5 protein-coding genes are annotated in these 4,013 nt (G+C 43.1%); 4 read left to right on the forward strand and 1 reads right to left on the reverse strand.

The window, feature by feature from the left end:
- The 4 genes from F6J94_RS31385 to F6J94_RS31400 form a co-directional block, all read left to right on the forward strand.
- Positions 1 to 306, forward strand: a 306-nt coding sequence (locus F6J94_RS31385; protein ID WP_293047416.1) for a hypothetical protein, incomplete at its 5' end; no start/stop codon positions are given.
- 55 nt (positions 307 to 361) lie between these two features.
- A complete protein-coding gene (locus F6J94_RS31390; RefSeq protein WP_293047418.1) occupies positions 362 to 565 on the forward strand; it encodes a hypothetical protein in 204 nt (67 codons plus the stop codon).
- 977 nt (positions 566 to 1,542) lie between these two features.
- Entirely contained in the window at positions 1,543 to 2,241 is a 699-nt protein-coding gene (locus tag F6J94_RS31395) for a TVP38/TMEM64 family protein (protein WP_293047420.1), read from the forward strand.
- Between the two features lie 131 nt (positions 2,242 to 2,372).
- Positions 2,373 to 3,035 carry a TVP38/TMEM64 family protein gene (locus F6J94_RS31400; RefSeq protein WP_293029771.1) on the forward strand — a complete coding sequence of 221 codons (663 nt, stop codon included), beginning with the start codon at positions 2,373 to 2,375 and terminating at the stop codon, positions 3,033 to 3,035.
- Positions 3,036 to 3,740: 705 nt separating this feature from the next.
- Here F6J94_RS31400 and F6J94_RS31405 read toward each other — a convergent pair.
- Entirely contained in the window at positions 3,741 to 3,863 is a 123-nt protein-coding gene (locus F6J94_RS31405) for a hypothetical protein (RefSeq protein WP_293029767.1), read from the reverse strand.
- Positions 3,864 to 4,013: the final 150 nt, after the last annotated feature.

The raw sequence follows: 4,013 nt of genomic DNA on the forward strand, positions 1-4,013 counted from the left end.
TGTGAACAAGCCTCGCAATATCTGGGTGAGCAAGAGGATGAGCACCACAATAACTATCGTGGAAATAGGGATGTTGGCGAGCTTGAAATCGGTATCAAAGATCCTTTCTTTGATAACGTTGATTGTATTGTTGAATGTAGTCTTAAGGTTTTCCATAGTTTCGACCAAAATGCAACAGCAGAGATCGACCTCTGCCTAGTTAAATGGCAAGTCGATGACAAGTCGATGGCAAGTCGATTGGTGAAATTATTTTACTATAAGTTGCTAATTTACTCAATAGTGCTGGGTATACAATTGGGATTGTGATCCGCAAACAGGATTTAGAGCGATTGGCGGTTTCCGCAGCACCCTACGAGCCAGTTTGAAACGTTTATTATCCGTTTTTAGGAAAACTATTCGGTCAATCAACGCTGGAATTTACCGAAAAGTATTAGCTAGTAAAAGACGGCGGAAATACCGACTGCATCAAGACACAGATGTTGAATTTTGCGAAGGATTACTAGCTATTGGTTTGTTTAGCGATCGCGAATCAACTGCAACCAATCAACTGCCCAGTTTGGGTTGATTAGAGCCATGGGCTTGTAGAATCAAAGGTCTTCTGCCCATAGTTTCCAGGGTCGTGCCAGGAGCTGATGCCGAGATCTCGAATAGCGACGGGTGCGCCGACCTGAAGGGCTTCCCCCCACTCGCGCTTTGCATCAAGACAAGCATCAAGACAACCCAGTTACTCCTGCTTGGCCAGACTTGTCAACCCAACTTGTAAACAATTAATTACCGATAAACGGCTAGTTGAACTTGAAACTAAAACTTGATCATGTGGTAGACCTCCCAGGCTGACTAGTCTATAGTCATCTGCTAAAGACGGAGATAATAGTAGCATGTTCTACTTGTGATATGGGTACCCTATTTCTAAAATTAATCTAAATTCTCTTGTGTAGATGGCGAAAACAATAGCATATTAACTTGTTCTATGCCTAGCCCATCTCCCCATCTCCCCATTTCCCCATCTCCCCATTTCCCCATCTCCCCATCTCCCCATTTCCCCATCTCCCCATCTCCCCATCTCCGGGGCCCCACACTTTTATGATGGGTATTCAACCCGACTTCATATGAGGGGGATCAGGGGGATGAGCTTGTGATCAGCAAGTAACATCACCAGAAAGCAACTTGCTATCAGGAACTTTTGCACTTTTGCCTAACTTCTATCTGTATGATTTGCACTGATTCGCTGATTGACCAAACTAGCTCGTTATTGATTAAGGCTATTCTCAGTAAAAACTCATTAAGCTAGGATTTAATAGATTCATGTATACTGGAAATATCTAGAACTGAATGAGCAGTTAAAAATGACGATTAACCCTCTATAAAACTTATAAAATTGGGACGTTAACACTACCGATACTGTGTCAATAAATATAGTCAATCTTGATATCGTATGTGATAGGATTCGATTCCTAATTAGTTTGTCAGCCCAAAACTAATCCTATTTCAAAATCACCCTATTTCAAAATCACCAATTACCCATTACCTTTTCCCCAGCTCATGAACCTTTCATCCTCGACATCTCAAAATCTGCCCCAGTCCAAGAGAAAGCTAGGACTCAGGTTAGGGATTGGGGCAATAGTTCTAGTGACAGCTGCCTTAATTTTACTATTTACGCCGGTTGGGTCTTGGCTGAAGCTGGAAAATCTGAGATGGCTTCAGGAAAGCATGGGTATTTTTGGACCACTGGGGTACATTTTAATTTATATTGTTGCCACAGTACTAGCTGTTCCTGATGCGATTTTAACCTTTTCGGCTGGTGCTCTGTTTGGACTAATGCTGGGTACTTTGTGGACTGTGATTGGTGCTACTTTGGGAGCAACGGCTGCGTTTATGATTGCTCGCTTTGTTGCTGGTGATTGGGTTAAGGATAAGTTTCAGGACTCTCGTTTGGAGCAACTCAGTGAGGGCATTGAGAAAAATGGTTTTTGGTTTGTGCTCTCAATTCGCCTCGCGCCAATTTTTCCATTCAATGCGGTTAACTATTTGTTCGGCTTAACACCAATTCCTCTACCCACCTATGTGATAGCCACCGCAGTGGGAATTATCCCGGCTACCTTTGCTTATGCTTGGTTAGGTCGCAGTGGTCTGGAAGCTATCAGCGGTAGTCCCCCCTGGCAAATGATCGCAGCACTAGTTGTATTAGCGGTGCTATCTACCACCCCCCTACTTTGGAAACAATCAAGACTTAGGCAATAACTCTGCTTGTAGGGTGTGTTAATAACAGACCCTACACCATCAGGGCGAATATAAAAGCGAATAAAAGTCGAGTTTTGCCTAAGTCCTGACCCTAAGTCCTAAGAATTTAAGGTGATTAAGGTAGAAGATTGATGAGATTGAACATATTGCTGAAAAGACGAAGCCTTTGGTTAGCGATCGCGCTATTTATTTTGGTCCTATTGTGTTACTCGACTCCTGTCAGAGCCTTATTTAACCAAAGGTTCCTAGTGCAACAGTTGCAAGAATTAGGCCATTGGGCAATCTGTTTATTTATCCTGGTTTATGCTCTGGCAACGGTTTTAGGAATTCCTGGCACAGTACTGACTATCGCTGGTGGTACAGTGTTTGGTTTAGTTTGGGGTACCTTCTGGTCTGTTATCGGAGCAACCTTGGGGGCATTGGGAGCATTTTGGGTAGCGCGTTACCTATTGCGAGATTGGGTTGAATACAAGTTCAGGCATCATAAAGCATTGGTCAGCTTCAATCAAGCAGTGATGCAGACACCCCTGATGTTTGTCTTAGCAGTACGCTTTGCCCCCATTTCTCCTTTTAATGTAGTGAATTTCCTGTTTGGTCTAACCCCGATTGGCTCGGTAGAGTATACCCTTGGCACTTTCTTTGGGATTATTCCTGGTACCCTCGCCTATACTTGGCTGGGAGTAACTGGAGGGGAAGCTTTGCAAGGAGGCGATCGCTTACCATTTTTCCTAGCACTGAGTTTCCTAGGTATACTGTCTGCCTTGCCACTGTTGGCAAAGCGAAAAAAGAAATAGTCTTCCTGTTGCCCATTCTCCTGTCCCATTCTCCTCATTTTCCCATCTTTCCCATCCTCCCGATCTCCCCTATCAATCCCAGGAAGTACCATGGCAAGAAAGCAACGTGGTATCAGTGGGTCAATAGGGTAAAAAATTTTCTGATCAACTACCCCGACTTGCTAGGCTTTTCCTGAAACGTATCCGTAAGACAAGTAAAGAATAAGAGAGGGATTTACGGGAATCTGTTATATTTGTTAATATGAAGGGTGTAACCCCTCATCTTTTCCCTGTCTTGATGCAATAGCGAGTGGGGGAAACCACGGCAGTCGCTCATGGGGGGAACCCCCTTTGGCGGCGCTGCCTCCCCTGTTCCCTTGCTGCATCGCTGAGGTAAGGGGAAAAGGAAGGTTCTGTCAGTAGTTCCTTTTAACTTAAACTTTACTCGTTAAAGTTTTTACCTTAATTTTTGAAACGTTAAGTTTTCACAAGTCCCGTGAGACCGAAGGTGAGTGCTTGCCATTCGTTTTGTATAGCAAGACACTTAAGGTGCGCTTTCCAAAAGCGCACCTAAAAGTGTTTTTCACCAAGTGTTTTTCACCAAAATTTAACATTTTGGGGGATATTTACTATACAATACTGAGGATAGCCTTCCCAAGATTTTCACAATGTGTGATTAAACTTCGCGATTGACTCCAAGAACATCTCAACCAGAATACTAATTTTCTATGCATGTTGATAGAGATGAGTGTCTGTTAATAGGTCATGGGTAATAGGTAATAGGTAATAGGTAATAGGTAATAGGTAATAGGTAATTGCGATATACAAGTGGTGTTTAATAGCAGCCATAGTATGATCCTCAATTGTAAATTGGCAATTACCTATTATCAGTTACCGATGATATATACCCGAATAACTATGTCTCTCCGACCTTAGACATAGGCGTTGAAATTAGGTTTAAGGTTAAGTGGGGTAACGCTTCCAGAATCGTTTTCACAC

The organism is Moorena sp. SIO1F2 (genome assembly GCF_010672755.1).
Classification (GTDB): Bacteria; Cyanobacteriota; Cyanobacteriia; order Cyanobacteriales; family Coleofasciculaceae; genus Moorena.